18 protein-coding genes are annotated in these 14,930 nt (G+C 74.6%); 9 read left to right on the plus strand and 9 right to left on the minus strand.

Annotated features, from left to right (window positions below; all coding sequences use genetic code 11):
* Positions 1–56: 56 nt before the first annotated feature.
* On the minus strand, positions 57–497 hold the full coding sequence (locus NT8_RS21665) for an ATP-binding protein (RefSeq protein WP_067972777.1): 441 nt from the start codon (positions 495–497) through the stop codon (positions 57–59).
* 268 nt (positions 498–765) lie between these two features.
* On the opposite strand from NT8_RS21665, the gene NT8_RS28900 reads away from it, so the two are divergent.
* Both NT8_RS28900 and NT8_RS21675 read left to right on the plus strand, forming a co-directional pair.
* Positions 766–1,566, plus strand: coding sequence for a helix-turn-helix domain-containing protein (locus NT8_RS28900; RefSeq protein WP_169805242.1), 801 nt, complete (start codon positions 766–768; stop codon positions 1,564–1,566).
* A complete protein-coding gene (locus NT8_RS21675; RefSeq protein WP_067972784.1) occupies positions 1,563–1,742 on the plus strand; it encodes a DUF397 domain-containing protein in 180 nt (59 codons plus the stop codon). The genes NT8_RS28900 and NT8_RS21675 overlap by 4 nt, the downstream gene beginning before the upstream one ends.
* 86 nt (positions 1,743–1,828) lie before the next feature.
* On the opposite strand, the gene NT8_RS21680 is transcribed toward NT8_RS21675, so the two are convergent.
* Together NT8_RS21680 and NT8_RS21685 are read right to left on the minus strand one after the other, a co-directional pair.
* Entirely contained in the window at positions 1,829–2,209 is a 381-nt protein-coding gene (locus NT8_RS21680; RefSeq protein WP_067972787.1) for a DUF3037 domain-containing protein, read from the minus strand.
* Positions 2,206–2,973: a HipA family kinase gene (locus NT8_RS21685; RefSeq protein ID WP_067972791.1), complete on the minus strand. Its 768-nt coding sequence runs from the start codon at positions 2,971–2,973 to the stop codon at positions 2,206–2,208. Before NT8_RS21685 ends, NT8_RS21680 begins: the two co-directional genes overlap by 4 nt.
* A gap of 30 nt (positions 2,974–3,003) precedes the next feature.
* On the opposite strand from NT8_RS21685, the gene NT8_RS21690 reads away from it, so the two are divergent.
* Positions 3,004–3,777, plus strand: a complete 774-nt coding sequence (locus NT8_RS21690; RefSeq protein ID WP_067972794.1) for a nucleotidyltransferase domain-containing protein — start codon at positions 3,004–3,006, stop codon at positions 3,775–3,777.
* Positions 3,778–4,153: 376 nt separating this feature from the next.
* Here the strand turns inward: NT8_RS21690 and NT8_RS21695 are convergent, their stop codons facing one another.
* A complete protein-coding gene (locus NT8_RS21695) occupies positions 4,154–4,606 on the minus strand; it encodes a hemerythrin domain-containing protein (protein WP_067972797.1) in 453 nt (150 codons plus the stop codon).
* Positions 4,603–5,952, minus strand: coding sequence for an MFS transporter (locus NT8_RS21700; RefSeq protein WP_067972799.1), 1,350 nt, complete (start codon positions 5,950–5,952; stop codon positions 4,603–4,605). The genes NT8_RS21695 and NT8_RS21700 overlap by 4 nt, the downstream gene beginning before the upstream one ends.
* A 22-nt stretch (positions 5,953–5,974) precedes the next feature.
* Here NT8_RS21700 and NT8_RS21705 point away from each other — a divergent pair, with 22 nt between their 5' ends.
* Together NT8_RS21705 and NT8_RS21710 are read left to right on the plus strand one after the other, a co-directional pair.
* Positions 5,975–6,622, plus strand: a complete 648-nt coding sequence (locus NT8_RS21705; RefSeq protein ID WP_067972802.1) for a TetR/AcrR family transcriptional regulator — start codon at positions 5,975–5,977, stop codon at positions 6,620–6,622.
* 543 nt (positions 6,623–7,165) lie between these two features.
* A complete protein-coding gene (locus tag NT8_RS21710; RefSeq protein WP_157515928.1) occupies positions 7,166–7,963 on the plus strand; it encodes a hypothetical protein in 798 nt (265 codons plus the stop codon).
* A 232-nt stretch (positions 7,964–8,195) separates the two neighbouring features.
* On the opposite strand, the gene NT8_RS21720 is transcribed toward NT8_RS21710, so the two are convergent.
* Positions 8,196–8,672 (minus strand): SRPBCC family protein, encoded by a 477-nt coding sequence (locus NT8_RS21720; protein ID WP_067972813.1) that lies wholly within the window; start codon positions 8,670–8,672, stop codon positions 8,196–8,198.
* A gap of 22 nt (positions 8,673–8,694) precedes the next feature.
* On the opposite strand from NT8_RS21720, the gene NT8_RS21725 reads away from it, so the two are divergent.
* Positions 8,695–9,309 carry a TetR/AcrR family transcriptional regulator gene (locus NT8_RS21725; RefSeq protein ID WP_067972815.1) on the plus strand — a complete coding sequence of 205 codons (615 nt, stop codon included), beginning with the start codon at positions 8,695–8,697 and terminating at the stop codon, positions 9,307–9,309.
* 74 nt (positions 9,310–9,383) lie between these two features.
* Positions 9,384–10,121 (plus strand): TetR/AcrR family transcriptional regulator, encoded by a 738-nt coding sequence (locus NT8_RS21730; protein WP_067972818.1) that lies wholly within the window; start codon positions 9,384–9,386, stop codon positions 10,119–10,121.
* A 137-nt stretch (positions 10,122–10,258) separates the two neighbouring features.
* On the opposite strand, the gene NT8_RS21735 is transcribed toward NT8_RS21730, so the two are convergent.
* From NT8_RS21735 to NT8_RS21745, 3 genes are all read right to left on the minus strand, one after another.
* Positions 10,259–11,638 carry a DUF5685 family protein gene (locus tag NT8_RS21735; RefSeq protein ID WP_067972821.1) on the minus strand — a complete coding sequence of 460 codons (1,380 nt, stop codon included), beginning with the start codon at positions 11,636–11,638 and terminating at the stop codon, positions 10,259–10,261.
* 122 nt (positions 11,639–11,760) lie between these two features.
* Entirely contained in the window at positions 11,761–12,801 is a 1,041-nt protein-coding gene (locus NT8_RS21740) for an NAD(P)-dependent alcohol dehydrogenase (RefSeq protein ID WP_067972824.1), read from the minus strand.
* A gap of 112 nt (positions 12,802–12,913) precedes the next feature.
* On the minus strand, positions 12,914–13,345 hold the full coding sequence (locus tag NT8_RS21745; RefSeq protein WP_067972827.1) for a GNAT family N-acetyltransferase: 432 nt from the start codon (positions 13,343–13,345) through the stop codon (positions 12,914–12,916).
* Between the two features lie 171 nt (positions 13,346–13,516).
* Between NT8_RS21745 and NT8_RS21750 the strand changes: the two genes are divergently transcribed.
* Positions 13,517–13,951, plus strand: a complete 435-nt coding sequence (locus NT8_RS21750; protein WP_067972830.1) for a helix-turn-helix domain-containing protein — start codon at positions 13,517–13,519, stop codon at positions 13,949–13,951.
* Positions 13,948–14,799, plus strand: coding sequence for an alpha/beta fold hydrolase (locus NT8_RS21755; RefSeq protein ID WP_067972834.1), 852 nt, complete (start codon positions 13,948–13,950; stop codon positions 14,797–14,799). Before NT8_RS21750 ends, NT8_RS21755 begins: the two co-directional genes overlap by 4 nt.
* Positions 14,800–14,930: the final 131 nt, after the last annotated feature.

Consider the following 14,930-nt stretch of genomic DNA (forward strand, 5'->3'; position numbering starts at 1 on the left):
CCCCCCCGCCCCCGCCGCTCCCGGGCCCTCGGATGGGTCCGGGAACGGCGCTCGGGTCAGGACGCGACGAGGCGAACGGGCCATGTCAGCAGGGGACCGTCCGGGTGCCAGTCGAGGTAGAAGAAGATCCCGCACCGGTCGACGTCGATGAGCGGGCCCCAGAGGTTGGTCACGGCCTCGATGAGCCGGAGGCCGCGCCCTCCTTCGGCGGTGGGGCAGGCGTCCACGATGTGCGGCACCGTATCGACCGCGCCGGAGTCCTCGCACTGCACGTAGATCCACCACGGCCCGGTCGTCACGTCCAACGTGAAGGTGGGTCCGGCGCCGTGCGTGAACACGTTCGTCGCCGCCTTCGACACCGCGAGGACGGCGGCCGCCGCCATCTCGCCGGGCACGGCCGGCGGAGCGGGAAGGATCGCGGTCAACCAGGCGCGGGCCGCCGCGATGTTCGCGGGCGCCGCGTCGAAGGTCCGCCGGAAATGGCGCTGGGCGGTCATGTCCCGCACCCCCGGCAGACGTGGCGGCGGGGACGGCGCTGCCCCGCGCGGAACAGATACGGGCGAATGCGCCCCCGTGTTTTCACTGCAGTCTCTTTCACCACTGCCTCCGAGTGAACTGGTGGCCGTTGCCCCGCGAATATCGGCCGCCCGGGGCCTGGACTCCACCCTTGCTCCACCCCTCCCTACCTGCCATCGAAGTCACACTTCCCGATCAGATTCAAGGAACGGGTGGACGATGCGCCCACTCAGGGTGGAACCTTGTGGCATGCGCGAGAACGTTGACGCCAGGTGGGCTCGATGGGGTGACGAACTTCGCCGTTATCGCCGACTGGCGGAACTGTCGCAGACCGAACTCGGCGACAAAGTGCACCTTTCCAAGTCGATGATGTCCGGCCTGGAGAGGGGAACAAGAAACCCGAAGCGGTCGCTTTCCGAATCTCTGGACGCTCATCTTTCCACCGGAGGCGCTCTCACGCGCCTATGGGCAGAACTCACCCAGCAGAGAAGCGTCCCGGAGTGGTTCGCCGATGCGGTGCTTCTGGAGCGCCGCGCATCGGAGATACGGCAATGGCAACCGTTTCTCGTCCCCGGCCTGCTGCAGACCGCGGACTACGCGCGCGCGATCGTTCGTGCCTGGCATCTTCTCGACGGAGAGGACGAAGTCGAGCGCCTTGTCGAGTCTCGGATCGCGCGGCTTCCCGCGATCACCCGTGGACGGCGGCCCCTCCTGTGGTTCGTGGTGGCCGCCCGGGCGTTCGACCTTCCATTGGATGAGAAGATCCGGAAGGAGCAGTACCAGCAGATCATCGACCTCGTAGAAGCGGGTGTGATCAGGTTCCAGGTACTCGGCCACGATGTCCTGGGGCCGGGCCCCACACCGCCATTCCAGGTCTTCACGTTGGACGTGGGAGACGTGGTCTACACGGAGCACAGCGACGGCGGAGTCGTCATCGACTCCCCACCCGCGCGCGTCCGCTTCCTCGGGTCCACGATCTACGGGGCGATGCAGGCCGCTGCGATGGGCTGCGACACATCAGTGAAGTGGCTGAAGGAGTTGACGGTATGACCGGTGAATGGAAGAAGAGCAGCTACAGCGGCGGCAACGGCGGCGACTGTGTCGAGTGCCGCACGCCCGACGGTGTTCGGGTGGAGGTGCGCGATTCGGTCCATCCCGGACTGGCGCGGTTGGCGTTCCCCAAGGCCGAGTGGCATGCACTGATCGCCGACGCCGACCGGATGTAGCCATCTCGCACGAGCGCGGCCCCGGTCCCCTCTGCCGGGGGCTGGGGCCGCGTGGTTCCGGGGGCGGGCCGGCCACCCAGGGCGGGTCAGCTGACCAGGGTGGTGGCGAGGCGGGCCAGTTCGGCCTCGGGGTCGGCGGTGAGGCCGGTGTGGATGGGGCCGGGCTGGACGATGGTCGAGCGCGGCGCCGTCAGCCAGCGGAACCGCCGGCCGGCGTCCTCGGCGCCGGCCGCGCCCGCCTCCGGGCCGCCCCGGCACACCAGCTCCACCGCCTCCAGGGCGCGGCGCACCCCGCCGACGTCGACGCCGGTGTCCAGCGCCAGCAGCCGGTCGGCGTCGAGCACGCACCGCGCGCCGAGGAACGACCGCGCCTTGCAGTAGACGATGACGCCCGCGTTGACCTGCTCGCCCCGCTCCAGTCGCGGCACCACCCGGACCACGGCGTACTCGAAGACGTCCCGGCTCATCGCGCCACCTCCGGCAGCCACCCCGTGCCCGCGACCCGCGCCCGCAGGTGGTCGACGTAGGCGTCGCGCACCTCCGCGACCGACCCGAACCCCGGTTCGTCGGCCAGCCACACCTCGGGGACGAGGTCCACCACCGCGCGCAGCAGCTCCTCGGTGACCCGCCCGCGCAGGTCGGCGTCGGCGCCCGCCAGGTCCGGCGCGGCGCCCGCCATGACGTGGTCGGTGGCGTCGTAGCGGCGCTCGGCCGCCTTCGCGGCGCCCGGCCAGTTGTGGTGGAAGATCAGCGACGCCCCGTGGTCGATGAGGAACGGGGCGCCGTTCCACACCAGCATGTTGGGGTTGCGCCAGGTGCGGTCGACGTTGCCGATGAGCGCGTCGAACCAGAGCACGCGCCCGGCGAGGTCCGGGCCGACGTCGTACACGAGGGGGTCGAAGGCGAGCGCGCCCGGCAGGTAGTCCATGCCGAGGTTGCGGCCGCCACTGGCCTTCAGCAGCTCCTGCACCTCGAAGTCGGGTTCGCCGCGCCCGATGACCGGGTCGATCCCGGCCACCACCAGCTCGGGCACCGGCAGGCCCAGCGCCCGGCCCAGCTCGCCCGCGACGACCTCGGCGACGAGCGTCTTGCGCCCCTGCCCGGCCCCCACGAACTTCACGACGTACATCCCCAGATCGTCCGCCTCCACCAGCCCGGGGAGCGAACCCCCTTCGCGCAGGGGCAGCACGTACCGCGTCGCGGTCACCTCTCGTAGCACGCCGATCAGCATAGGGGCGGCGGGTGCACTACCGTACCGGCCATGCCCACCGACGACTCCGCGTTCGCCGACCGCGTCGCCGCCGCCCTCGCCGGTCTCGGCGGGGTGCGCGCGGTGGCCCTCGGCGGCTCGCGCGCCACCGGCCGCCACACCCCCGACAGCGACTGGGACTTCTCGCTCTACTACCGGGGCGGCTTCGACCCGGAGTCGCTGCGCTCCACCGGCTGGGCGGGGCACATCGCCCCCATCGGCGGGTGGGGCGGCGGCGTGTTCAACGGGGGCGCGTGGCTGGAGGTGGAGGGGCGCCGGGTCGACGTCCACTACCGCGACCTGGACGACGTCGAGTACCGCCTCGCCGAGGCCCGCGCCGGGCGGTTCCACGTCGAGCGGCTGCTGTTCCACCTGGCCGGCATCCCGAGCTACCTGCCGGTCGCCGAACTCGCCGCCGGCGAGGTGCTGCGCGGCGACCTGCCCCGCCCGGAGTTCCCCGACGCGCTGCGCCGGACCGCCCCGGACGTGTGGTGGGACCAGACCCGGCTGACCCTGGACTACGCGCGCGCCGCCCACGCCGCGCGCGGCCACCTGACCGACACGGCGGGCGCGGTCGCGGTCGCCGCGGCCTGCGCGGCGCACGCGGTGCTGGCCGCCCGCGCCACCTGGGTCACCAACGAGAAGCGGCTGCTGGACGACGCCGGGCTGCGCGGGGTCGACACCCTGCTGGCCGGGCTCGACTCCGAACCGCCCACCCTGATGGCCGGGGTCGACGCCGCCGCCGGACTGCTGGGTGCGGCCGTGGACGAGGCGCGCGGCGGCTGAGCCCGCCCTTACGGCGCGACCCTGGCGTACGGGCGAGCGTGGAAGCCCCGCACCGGGCCGTGCGCTCCCGGCGCCCGGTGCGCGTCGCGTGGGCGCGCGCCGCCGAAAGGCCCGCGCCCACGGCGCTCCCGCCCCTGGTAGGTGGCTTTCCGGGGTGCTCCCGGAGCGGCGCACCGGGCCCGGGCCGGTTCGCGGACGCGGCCTGGCCCGCGCGCCCGGCCCCGGGCCCCGGGCGGGTGTGCCGTCGGGCGGCCCCGCGCTCAGTCGCGGCCGCCGCCACGACGAGGGCGGCGATCACCGCGACGAGCCGGCCGTCCCAGGAGGCGGCCCTGTGCCTGGGCCCATCGCTTCCCGGGCCGGTGCTCCCCCAGCGGCCTCAGAGGTCCTCGGGCATGTCCGTCATCCCGTTGAGCAGGGGGACGAGCTGCTCCTCCTCGTAGTCGAGGTGGGCCTCCAGTTCCCGGGTGAGCCGGTCCAACTCCGTGCCGATCTCCGCCGTGCCACCCTCCCCCGAGCGCTCCGACCCGGCCAGGGCCCGGATTCGGGCGAGGAGGCGGCCCACCACCCGGTGCTCCCGCCTCAACCGGTCGATGACACCGGCAAGCTCGGGGCGCAAGCCGCCCAAGTGCGGAAAGAGGACGTCGTCCTCGCCGCTGTGGTGGGCGTGCAGGGCGTCGCAGAACGTCAGGCAGTGCTCCCGCAGGTCGGGCGCGCGCACCGTGCCGTTCCGCAGAGCCGTGAGGTCACGGCGGAACGTGTCGTGCAACTTCACCAGCTCATCGCCCCAGGCGATCGCGCGCTCCCGGGGGGCGTCCCCTGCGCCGCTCACATCGCCTCCTTCACAGCCGGGGCCGGCTTGCGGTCGAGTGCGCCGTGGGAGAAGGCGAACACCGCAGCGACCAGGGCGGCGGCCGCCGCGGCGGCGAAGCTCCACCCTGGCCCCGCGGTCGGCAGCACCGCCGCCGTCACCGCGCCGGCGAGACTGCTTCCGACCACCCTGACGAGCGCGTTCACACCGCCCGCCGCCGCCGTCTTCGCGGGCTCCACGTGCTCGACCGCCATCGTCCCGAGCGCGGCGTATCCGAGTCCCATCCCCAGGCCGAGGACGGCCGTCGCGCCGTAGATCGCCGTCGGTGATCCGTACGCGGCGCCGAGTCCGAGTGCCGCGGCGACCACGGTCGACGCCCCCGCGCCCACCAGGGACGACGCAGCGAACCGACGCATCAGGAGACCCGCCGGCAGCGAGACCGCCGTCATCATGAGTGCCGCCGGCAGCAGGTAGAGGCCGACCTGGAGCACCGAGGCGCCGAGTCCGGACTGGGCCACGGACGACAACGTGGTGATGGTGCAGAACAGGGAGAACCCCAAGAGCAGCGAGGCCACCGAAGCCCCGACGGTGCCCGGGTGCAGCAGCATCGGTATCTCCACGAGAGGCGCTGCGGCGCGCCGGGCCGACAGCACCCAGGCGGCGAGCAGGACGGCGGCAGCCGCCAGCAGACCGAGCGTCGGGACGGAGGCCCAGCCCCAGGACGCCCCCTTGCTGACGGCCAGCAGCAGGCACACCAGCCAGGCTGCCATCAGCACGGTGCCCGCGAGGTCGGGGCGCGCTCCGGTCGGCGGCAGGGGGGACTCGCGGACACACACGGCGATGAGGGCCGCCGCCGCAGCGGCAAGCCCCGCCAGCGTCCAGAACAAGACCTGGTAACCGTCTCCGACCACCCCCGCGAGGATCATGCCGCCCCCGCTGCCGACACCCATCATGGCGCTGAGCACGCCGATCGCCGTGGGCAGTCGATCTCGCGGCGTCTCCTGCCGGACGATCCCGATGGCCAGAGGCAGCAGGGGCGCAGCCATGCCTTGGAGGATCCGGCCGGCGATGACGCCGGCGACCGTGGTGGCCAAGGCGGCGGCGACCGATCCGGTGACCAGGAGGCCGAGGGAGGCCAGGGCCATGCGCCGCCTGCCGTACAGGTCACCGAGACGCGACAGCAGGGGGATGGAGACGGCCCCGGAGAGCAGGGCCGCGGTCAGCGTCCAGGACGGGGTGGACAGTGGTGCGTCCAGTTCGCGCTGGAGCGCGGGGAGCACCGGAACCACGACCGTCATCTGCATGGTGCCGACGGCCACACCGAACGCGAGTACGCCCACGACCGTCCACGGCGAGTTTTTATACATGTATATAAATTAGCATGGCGGAATGCAGACGCGTGCGGGACGACCGCCCCGGATATCGAAGACGGACATCATCGCCGCGGCCCACCGCGTCATCGACGCGGAGGGGACTCCGGCCCTGACCATGCGCAGGCTGGCCCGCGAGGTGGGCGCGACCCCGATGGCGCTGTACCACCACGTGCGCGATAAGGACGAACTGCTGCTCCTGCTCCTCGACGACTACGCCGCCGGCGTACCACGGCCGGAGCCGCCGACCGGGGCCACCCCGGCCGAGCGGATCGTGGCCGCATCCGTCGCCATGTACGAGGCGCTCAGGGGCGTGCCGTGGCTTGTCGATGTGCTCGCGTCTGACGACCTGATGTCGGTCCACGCCCTGTGGTACCCGGAGGAGGTCATCGACGCGGCCGCCGAGGCGGGCCTCTCGGCCGAGGAGGCCGTGGACGCGTACCGGATCATCTGGCACTACACCGTGGGCGACATCACCGTGCGGACGGGCGCCGCACGCCGGCGCGAGGACGACAGGCCGACGCACCGGGGCCGGGTGTTCGAGCACCTCGACGCGGCCCGGCTTCCGCGCCTGGCCGCGTTCGGCGCCCGCTGGGAAGAGGTGACCGTCCGGGACACCTACGCCCGGGGGGTGGAGGCGCTGGTACGCGGGCTGCTGGCGTCCTGACCCGTCCGCCGGTCGGCACCGGCCCTCTGACGCCAGCATGCCCCGCCGGGCGGGGCCGCCGCCAGAGCTGTCGGTGGGCAGCACCGGTTCGGCGGCGCCGCTCTTGGACGAACTGGCGGAGGCGGCGCGCGCCGGTCGGGCGCGGACGCGTGCCGGGAGGTCATGGAGCGCGTCGGCGGGAACGTCCGCGCGGGGTTGGCCTATGCCGCCCAGGGCGGTGTCCGGGTGCGCCTGTCCGGTGAGGACGGCAACGGGCGGCGCGTTGTGGGCTCCGGACGGCGGCGGGTGGGGGGAGTGGTCCGTCGTGCCGGCAGTCCGTCGATGGTCTGCCCGCATGGGTGGTGGGGGCGCTCGATGGTGCGGCGATGCTGTCGCAGCCGTACACGCGGCTGGCGTTCACCCGGGCCGTCGCCGCGGCGCCGCTCATCCACGTCACGGTTCACCGGTTGAGGGACGGCGCACTGGTGGGGTGGTTCGCCATCGACCCGCTGCCTGCCGCAGCCGGGTATCCGATACAGCGTCCTCCCTGCGAACATGACGCCGTTGGAATGGTCGGATGCCCCCATCCCGGCCGGGAACGGGGCGGCCGCCCCTCTCGAACCGCAACAGGACGGGCGTCCCGACCTGGACGAGGTCTCGCAGCTGGTCGATGAGCGGTCGATCTTCCTGTTGGCCATGGCGCCGGGGGTGGACCCCTCCCGCCTGGTCGACACGGTCACCCGGCACTGCGCGCAGCGGCCGGTCATCGTGGTGGCGTCCCAACCCGAGCAGGTCGGTGTCATCAGCGGGTCGGGCATCGCGACGGGCGGATGGATCGGGTCCCTCGCGGACGCGGCGCGGTGGTCCCCGGCTGCCGCCGTGGACGGAGGCCACACATGGATGGTGGTGCACCGCGGCCAACCCGGCGCCGCCATCGCGTCGTATGTGGCTGTCGGCGTCCACGTCCTCGCGTCGGGGGCGCAGCGGCACACGCACATCGCCCGGGCCGAAGCCCTCGACGCCCGCGGCGTGCTGGCGTGGGACCCGGTCTACGCCGCGCGCGATCCGCGGCGTTTCGCCTACCCGGGGCTGCCGACCAACCCGGTGCTGCACTACGGCCGGTCGGCGCCCGTGCATGACACGGCGATCGGTGGAGCTGAGGCGCGCGGTGAACGGCATACCAGCGGCGGGGTGTACGACGAGGCGTTGTACCTGGCGCGGCAGCGGCCGCTCCTCGGCTGGCTGCCTCTGGCGCCCGTGTTCGAGCCGACGTTCGAGGTCACGCCGTCCCTGAGGCGACGGGACGCCTGGGCGTGTGCTTCGGGTGCGGCGACGACAGCCCGGTGGGGGCACAGCCGGTGACGTCGATCCGTCACGTGTCCTGTCGCGGGGTGCAGGCCGGGCGCACGTGGTCGAGCACCACGGTGCTGACGCTGTACCGGTTCGATGCCGCAGGAAACGCCACCCGGCTCGGAGAGATCACCGGTTCCTCGTACCGGGGGTACGGGGTCCGGTTCGCCTTCGGGTGACGGCCACGGACATCACGGTGGAGTCCACGGAGTGGGATCGGTCGGTCACCGTAAGGCGCCGGTGGTCAGACGGGGTGGTGCCCGGCGCCCTCCAGCAGCGCCTTGGCGCCGCGGACCTCGCGGAGCACGTCCGGGCGCAGGGTGCGGCGCAGCAGCGCCTCCAGGGGGCGGCCCGCCACCGAGGGGAAGCCGAGTTCGATCATGCGCTCCACCCGGACACCGCCGTCGACCGGCGTGCACGCGAAGCTCGCCCGGAACGTGGAGAACCGCCGCACCAGCCGGTTGGCGGGCAGCGGGGCGTAGGACGCGTCGACCCGGACCCCCGGCGTCAGCACCATCCGCGACACCACCCGGGGCCCGGGGCCGGGCAGGCCCGGCAGCCGCGAGGCGAACCGGAAGTCGGTGGTGTCGCCGTCGCGGCGCACCCAGTCGATCGGGCCCAGCTTGGCGTCGATGAGGGCGTAGCGCCCGGGGTCCATGACCAGGCCCAGGAACTCGTCGGGCGTACACCGGATCGTCTCCCGCACCGTCACACTCACCATGGAAAGAGAGTACTCTCTCACTATGGCGAGGACAACACCCGGCGCGACCCGGCAGCGCCTGCTGGACGAGGCGCTGCGACTCTTCTCCACCCGCGGCTACGACGCCACGACGGTGGCCGACATCCAGGTGGCCGCCGGCCTCGCCCCCGGGTCGGGCGCGCTGTACAAGCACTTCGCCTCCAAGGAGGCGGTGCTGCACGAGGCGGTCCGCCGCAACCTGGCCGCCATGGCGCGCGAGCACGCCGGCGCCCTGGACGACCTGCCCGCCGACCCGCGCGCCGCGCTGCGGACGATGGCCCGTGCCGTATGGGGCGTCCTGGCCGCCGACCGCGACCTGGTCCGGGTGATGATCCGCGAGTTCGGCGGGTTCCCCGACCTGTTCGAGGCCATGTGGCGCGGCGTGGTCGACCACCTCTACCGGGCGTGCGCCGCGTGGGTCGCCGACCTGCGCGACCAGGGCCGGTCCGCGGTGGCCGACCCCGACGCGGCGGCGGCGGTCATCGTGGCGTCGCTGACCTACGCGCCCATCCTGGACCTCCTCATCGGGCACACCCCCGGCGACGTCGACCCCGAGCGCTTCCTCGCGGCGTGGCTGGACAGCGCCGTGGCCACCCTGCGCCTGGACGCCCCCGCCTGACGTGCGGACCGGCGTACGCCCGGCGCGAACGCCGTGCGCTACGGTGGACGCCGCCACCGGAAGGAGCCGCCCGCATGCCGCACGACGACGCCCCGCTGCCCTCCGTCTGGGCCCGCCCGCGCGCCCCCCGGCGGCCTCCGGCACTCAGCCGCGAGCAGATCGTCACCGAGGCCGTGCGCCTGCTCGACTCCGAGGGGGTCGACGCGCTGAGCATGCGCCGCCTCGGCGCCCGGCTCGACACCGCCGCCACCTCGCTCTACCGCCACGTCGCCAACAAGGAGGAGCTGATCGAGCTCGCCGTCGACGAGGTCTACGGCGAGATGCCCACCCCCGGCCCCGGCACCCCCGAGGGGTGGCGTGCCGCCGCAGCAGCGGGCGCCCGGGAGATGCGGGCGGTGATCCTGCGCCACCCGTGGATCGTGTCCGTCCTCGGCGAGGTCGGCCTGGCCTACCTGGGGCCGAACATGATGCGCTACTCCGAGGGGATGCTGGGCGTGTTCACCGCCGCCGGGTTCGGGCTGGAGGACGCCGACCGGGCCTTAGGCACGCTCAGCGCCTACGTCGTGGGCACCGCCACGGGCGAGGCCGCGTGGCTGGTCAAGCTCGCCCGCAGCGGGCGCACCGAGGCGGAGTGGGCGGCGGGGCTCTGGCCCGCCGCCGAGGCGGCCGCCCGCCCCTACCCGCTGCTCAGCGCCTTCTACACCGCGCAGCGGGGGAAGGTGGCGCCCGCCACGCGCGACGCCGACTTCGACTTCGGCGTCGCGCGGGTACTCGACGGCTTGGAGGCGTGGGCGGGCCGAGGCGGCGGCTGAGCGGAACGACGGCTGCGCGGGGCGGCGCCCGAACGGCACGGCCGCGCCGCGCGCGGCGCCCCGGTGGGCGCCGTGCGCGGCGCCGCCCGCCCCCACCCGCGTCCCGAGGCCGCACGCGCGCGGGGCCGCCGGCGGCCTCAGCCGCAGTCGCAACCGCAGTCGCAGCAGCACCCGTCGCAGTTGGGGCAGCTGGGGCAGTCGCAGGAGTCGCACCAGCTGGACTGGGACTCGCCGCTCCACGGGCCGGGGAAGGGGTCACGGCAGCACTGCTGGCAGGTGCAGCACATGAACAGCGCCACCCCGCACCCGGCGAACACCCCGCGCTTCTTGGGCGGTTCGTAGATCTTCGGGGTCTCGCAGTTGCCGCAGCAGGCGCAGCCGCCCTGGTCGCGGCGGCGCCTCCGGCTCCGGCCGCCGCCGGGCCCGCCGCCGGGCGGAACCGGGCCGGAGCCGCCGGGGCCTCCGGGGCCGAACCCCGCACCGCCGGGGCCGCCCGGCCCGTACGCTCCCCCGCCCGGGCCGAATCCTCCCCCGCCGGGGTGGCCACCCGGCCCGCCCGGCCCGTACCCCCCGCCGCCGGGGTGGCCGTGGTACCCCTGCCCGGGGCGGTGCGGACCGTGGTGGGCGTGCCCGGGCCGACCGGGGTACCCGCCCGGCGAGGGGTACCCCGCCGCCGCGAACACCCGCTCCACCGACCGCTCCAGCTCGTGGACGAGCAGCGCGTGCACCAGGCGGCCATCGGCGAACTCGGCCTCGCGCAGCGCCAACCGGACGCCCAGCACGGCGTCGTCGCACATCCGCCGCGCCTCCTCCGGCGCGGTCCCGGTGGCCGTCAGCGGATTCCACGCCCCGGCCGCCCGGTCCTCCTCGCGGTCCTCCACGGCGTCGAGCAGGTGCGCGACCCGGCCGAAGAGCCGGCCCGCCTCGCGCAGCGCGGCCGCGTTGCCGGGGCGGCCCGCCAGCGCGGCCGTGTGGGCGAACGCCTCACCGGTCGCGGTCTCGGTGGGCCGGGTCGCGGTGAGGACGCCGCCGCCCTCCCCCACCGCGGCCTCCGCCGCCCGCTGCCCGGCGAGCACGGCGACCACGGCCGCGCCGTCGAACCCCAGCTCGCCGCCCGCCGCGCGGGCCTGGCGCTGCCAGCGCCCCGCCAGCCGGCGGGCCGCGGCGCGCACGGCCGGGCGCCGGTAGGCGCCGTCGCGGTCGCCCACGTGGTCGTCGATCCGGGTGGCGGCCAGCAGCAGCGACACCGCCGCCGCCAGGCGCGCCCCCTCACCCTCGGCGACGTCGGCCCGCCGCATCCCGCGCAGCGGGCACGGCCCGGCCGCGCGCACCGCGCTGCCCTCACTCTGCGCGGCGACCAGCGCCGACACGACCAGCCCGTCGTAGTTGGTGGCCACGCGGGCGAGCTGCCCGTGATCGTCGCGCAGGGCCAGGCAGAGGCCGCACAGGTGCGACATCCAGGCGTCGGCGAGGTCTCCGGGCAGGGTGTGCCGGCAGGGGCGCAGGATTCCGAACACGGGCGCAGCCTTCTCGTGATCACCGTAGGGACGGGACCTTCGATGCCGCACCCGCCCGTCCGGTTCCCACCCCGCGCCCGTTCTTTACCCGCGCGTCCCGGTCCGCCGGGTTCCGCCGGTGGTCAGGACTCGGGCACGATCACCGCGCGGCCCTGGATGCGCCCCGCCTTCATCCGCTCGTACACCTCGGGGCCGTCCTCCAGTCCGTAGCGCTCGACGTGCACGCTCACCGCCCCGCGCCGGGCCAGCGCGATCAGCTCGATCAGCTCCGACCGGGAACCCCAGTAGGTGGTGCCGACCCGGGTGCCGAAGGGGAGCGTGTCGAACCCGACCGGCGCCACGCCGCCCCCGATGCCGACGATGTTCAGATCGGCGTCCATGCCCACCATGCGCCCGGCGAGGTCGACCGTGGCCTGGACGCCGACGAAGTCGAAGACGGCCGACGCCCCGGCGCCCCCGGTGAGGTCGCGCACCGCGTCCACCGCGGAGGCGTCGGACGGCAGCGCGTGGTGGGCCCCGCTGCGCAGCGCCAGCTCACGGCTCTCCTCGCGGATGTCCAGCGCGACCACGCTCGCCGCCGACACCGCGCGCAGCAGCTGGACGGCGACGTGGCCCAGTCCCCCGGCGCCGATGACGACGGCGGTGCTGCCCGCGTACAGCCGCGGCAGCGACCGCTTGATGACGTGGTACGGCGTGAGACCGGCGTCGGTGAGCGGCACGGTCTGCACCGGGTCGAGGTCGCCGATGGGCACCAGGTGGCGCTCGGCGTCGATCAGCACGTACTCGGCGAGCGCGCCCGGTCGGCCCAGGCCGGGCGGGTGGATGCCCAGCGCGGCGGCGCGCGGGCAGTAGTTCTCCAGGCCGAGGGAGCAGTTGCGGCACATGCCGCACCCCCACGGGCCGTAGACGACGACGTCGTCGCCGACCGCGACGGTGTACACCTCGTCGCCGACCGCCTCGACCCGGCCGGCGCCCTCGTGGCCGAGCGTCAGCGGGAGCGCGTAGGGGAAGCCCTCGGCGGGCCACCCCATGACGGCGAGGTCGGAGTGGCAGACCCCGGCCGCCGTGACCCGCAGCAGGATCTGGCCCGGCCCGGGCTCGGGCGCCGGCACGTCGACCACCCGCGGCGGTCGGCCGACCTCGATGTACTGCACGGCTCGCATCGGTGTCCTCCTCGTCCCCCGACGCGGCGCCCGCGTGTTCGGGGCCGCCCGGGGGCGACTAACCACATGGGCGCGCTCTCATGCGGCGCGCGCCCCGAAGCGGCTCCCGGGGTCAGTCCAGCGGTTTCGTGAAGTGGAACGCCGTGATGTCCATGCGCTCCCGCAGGTAGAACCGGTGAGCGGCGGTCCTCTGCGTCCCGGAGTCCAGGTCGAGGACACGGCAGCCGAGGGCGCGGCCGCGCGCCTCCAGGTGCGCGAGCAGCGCGGCGCCGACCCCGGCCGACCGGGCGCCGCCGGCCGTCACCAGGTCGTCGACGTAGAGCTTGCGCACGGCGCTGGTGAGGGCGAGGATCCGCCACCCCGCGACCCCGGCGCACCGCCCCTCGCCGGTGTAGGCGGCGGTGAACCGCAGGCCCTGGGGGTGTCCCTCGGCGTAGACGTCGCGCAGCAGGTCGGCGGTCAGGTGCGGGCGCAGTTCGCGCAGGACGGGCAGCAGGTCGGCGGCCAGCCGCGGGTCGTCGGGCGCCACGTCGATGATCTCCACCCCCGCACCTTAACCACCGGGCGCCGAGCGCGCCCCGAAGCGGCCCGCCCGGCCCCAGGGGCGACGGCCCGGCTCGACCGCAGGGCACGGGTGCTCGACGCCCCCTATTGTTCCTTAGAATTACCTTTCGTTCCGCATTGAAGAGCATTATAGGGATGTTAAGGTACTTCCATGGAACCCTCCTCTCTCTACTCCGTCGAGCAGGTCGCCGAACGGCTCGGCCTGCACGTCCGGACCGTGCGCAAGTACGTGCGCGACGGGCGGCTCAAGGCGGTCAAGGTCGGCAGGCGGTACCGGATCACCCGCGAGGACGTCGAGGCGTTCACCGGGCTGCCCCTGCCCCCGACCGCACGCGAGTCGGCCGTCCGCCACCGGCGCGTCGAGGTCTCCAGCATCGTCGGGATCGACGCGGTCGACCCCGAGACGGCCCGCCGGGTCGTCGCCCTGCTCACGGCCGCGGCGGCGGGCCGGGGCGCCGACGGCCCGCCGCTGCGCGTCGAGACCGCCTACGACGAGGAACGGGCACACATGAAGGTCATCGTCCTGGGCGGCCCGGCCGAGACCGCGCGGCTGCTGGAGTACGTGAACGCGGTGGTCGAGCCATGAGCGGCGCGGACGGCCCCATCTACACGAGCGCCGCCGGCGCGCGCGAGGTCGAACGCCGCTACCGGGAGGCCCTGGACCGGTGGCCGGTCCCCTGCGAGCACCTGCGGGTCCCCACGCGCGAGGGCCCGACCTTCGTCGTCGCGTCCGGCCGGGCGGACGCGCCGCCCGTGCTGCTGCTCCACGGCTCGGGCACGAACTCGGCGATATGGCGGGACGACGCCGCCTCCTGGGCCGAGCACCTCCGCGTCTACGCCGTCGACGTCATCGGCGAGCCGGGGCTGAGCGCGCCCTCCCGGCCGCCGCTGGACTCCGAGGCGTACGCGCTGTGGCTGGACGACGTCCTCGACGGCCTCGGGGCGGCCCGCACCTCGATCGTCGGCGCCTCGCTCGGCGGCCGGCTGGCGGCCGACTACGCGATCCGGCGCCCCGGCCGCGTCGACCGGCTGGTGCTCCTGTGCCCCGGCGGCATCGGCCGGCACCGGCGGGGCTGGATGGTCGCGGCCCTGCTGCTCGCGCCCTTCGGGCGCGCCGGACGGCGCGGGCTGGTGCGGCTGATCACCGGGCTCGGCGCAGCGGAGGCCCGGGAGTTCCTCGACCACATGGCGGCGACCTTCGCGCACTTCATCCCCCGCCGGGAACTGCCGACCTTCACCGACGCGGAGCTGGGCCGCCTGGCCGCGCCCACGCTGCTGATCGCCGGGACCCGGGACGCGATGGTCGACGCGCGCGACACCGCCGCGCGCCTGACCCGGACCGTCCCGCACACCGAGGTGCGGCTGCTGCCGGGCGTGGGGCACGCCATCGTGGGGCAGGCCGCCCCCGTGCTCGCCTTCCTCCGGGGCCGCTAGGGAGTGTTTTCGGACGCTTCCGGATCAGCGAGCGGCCGCGCCCCTCCTGGGCCTGCTTCGCAAGGCCGGCACAGCGGGGGCCTCGGGCGGCGCTCGCACGCCGATCCGCAAGGGTCGGCCCGGCTCGGCCG

The organism is Nocardiopsis trehalosi NBRC 14201 (assembly GCF_001552555.1).
GTDB classification, from domain to species: domain Bacteria; phylum Actinomycetota; class Actinomycetes; order Streptosporangiales; family Streptosporangiaceae; genus Nocardiopsis_B; species Nocardiopsis_B trehalosi.

Bases quoted from the DNA above. Each gene is read 5' to 3' on its own strand.
- NT8_RS21665 (WP_067972777.1), bottom strand. From the start codon at position 497: ATGACCGCCCAGCGCCATTTCCGGCGGACCTTCGACGCGGCGCCCGCG.
- NT8_RS28900 (WP_169805242.1), top strand. From the start codon at position 766: ATGCGCGAGAACGTTGACGCCAGGTGGGCTCGATGGGGTGACGAACTT.
- NT8_RS21675 (WP_067972784.1), top strand. From the start codon at position 1,563: ATGACCGGTGAATGGAAGAAGAGCAGCTACAGCGGCGGCAACGGCGGC.
- NT8_RS21680 (WP_067972787.1), bottom strand. From the start codon at position 2,209: ATGAGCCGGGACGTCTTCGAGTACGCCGTGGTCCGGGTGGTGCCGCGA.
- NT8_RS21685 (WP_067972791.1), bottom strand. From the start codon at position 2,973: ATGCTGATCGGCGTGCTACGAGAGGTGACCGCGACGCGGTACGTGCTG.
- NT8_RS21690 (WP_067972794.1), top strand. From the start codon at position 3,004: ATGCCCACCGACGACTCCGCGTTCGCCGACCGCGTCGCCGCCGCCCTC.
- NT8_RS21700 (WP_067972799.1), bottom strand. From the start codon at position 5,952: ATGTATAAAAACTCGCCGTGGACGGTCGTGGGCGTACTCGCGTTCGGT.
- NT8_RS21705 (WP_067972802.1), top strand. From the start codon at position 5,975: ATGCAGACGCGTGCGGGACGACCGCCCCGGATATCGAAGACGGACATC.
- NT8_RS21720 (WP_067972813.1), bottom strand. From the start codon at position 8,672: ATGGTGAGTGTGACGGTGCGGGAGACGATCCGGTGTACGCCCGACGAG.
- NT8_RS21725 (WP_067972815.1), top strand. From the start codon at position 8,695: ATGGCGAGGACAACACCCGGCGCGACCCGGCAGCGCCTGCTGGACGAG.
- NT8_RS21730 (WP_067972818.1), top strand. From the start codon at position 9,384: ATGCCGCACGACGACGCCCCGCTGCCCTCCGTCTGGGCCCGCCCGCGC.
- NT8_RS21740 (WP_067972824.1), bottom strand. From the start codon at position 12,801: ATGCGAGCCGTGCAGTACATCGAGGTCGGCCGACCGCCGCGGGTGGTC.
- NT8_RS21750 (WP_067972830.1), top strand. From the start codon at position 13,517: ATGGAACCCTCCTCTCTCTACTCCGTCGAGCAGGTCGCCGAACGGCTC.
- NT8_RS21755 (WP_067972834.1), top strand. From the start codon at position 13,948: ATGAGCGGCGCGGACGGCCCCATCTACACGAGCGCCGCCGGCGCGCGC.